Genomic DNA, 693 nt, shown 5'->3' with positions numbered 1-693 from the left:
TACCTGGCCATCGGCGTCAACATGGAGGGCCACAAGGAGGTGCTGGGCCTGTGGATATCCCAAACCGAGGGGGCCAAGTTCTGGCTGCAAGTCGTCACCGAACTCAAAAATCGCGGCGTACAGGACATCTTCATCGCCTGCGTTGACGGCCTGAAAGGCTTTCCGGACGCCATCGAGGCGGTGTTTCCGCAGACCTCTGTTCAGCTGTGTATCGTTCACATGGTACGTAACAGCCTCAATTTCGTGCCTTGGAAAGCGCAGAAGGAAGTCGCCGCCGATTTGAAGCTGATCTACAGCGCAAGCACCGTCGAGGAGGCTGAATTGAGGCTGTCTGAATTCGAGGAAAAATGGGATAAACAGTATAAACCAATAAGTCAATCATGGCGCCGAAACTGGGCGCGTGTCATTCCGTTCTTTGACTACCCACCGGAAATTCGAAAGGTGATTTACACCACGAACGCGATTGAATCGATTAATATGAGCCTGCGAAAAGTCACCAAGGCCCGCAGTTCCTTCCCGACCGATGAAGCCGTCAGCAAGTTGTTCTATCTTGCGCTCAACAACATTAGCAAGAAGTGGACGATGCCAATACGGGACTGGAAAGCGGCACTGAACCGCTTCGCCATCCAGTTTGAAGACCGGGTACCGCAGACTTAAACGAAAAACCGTTTACACAGAATTCAGTACACCCCC

At 52.4% G+C, this 693-nt stretch carries 1 protein-coding gene; it reads left to right on the top strand.

From position 1 onward, the window contains the following. Window positions 1–657: IS256 family transposase (locus CSZ94_RS27375; RefSeq protein ID WP_146009929.1), on the top strand; the 657-nt coding region annotated here is incomplete at its 5' end. Window positions 658–693: the final 36 nt, after the last annotated feature.

Origin of the sequence: Janthinobacterium sp. ROICE36 (assembly GCF_002869965.1) — a bacterium.
Taxonomy (GTDB): Bacteria; Pseudomonadota; Gammaproteobacteria; order Burkholderiales; family Burkholderiaceae_D; genus Janthinobacterium.
The sequence above is the reverse complement of the archived record's forward strand: the minus strand, read 5'-3'. Positions and strand labels throughout refer to the sequence as shown.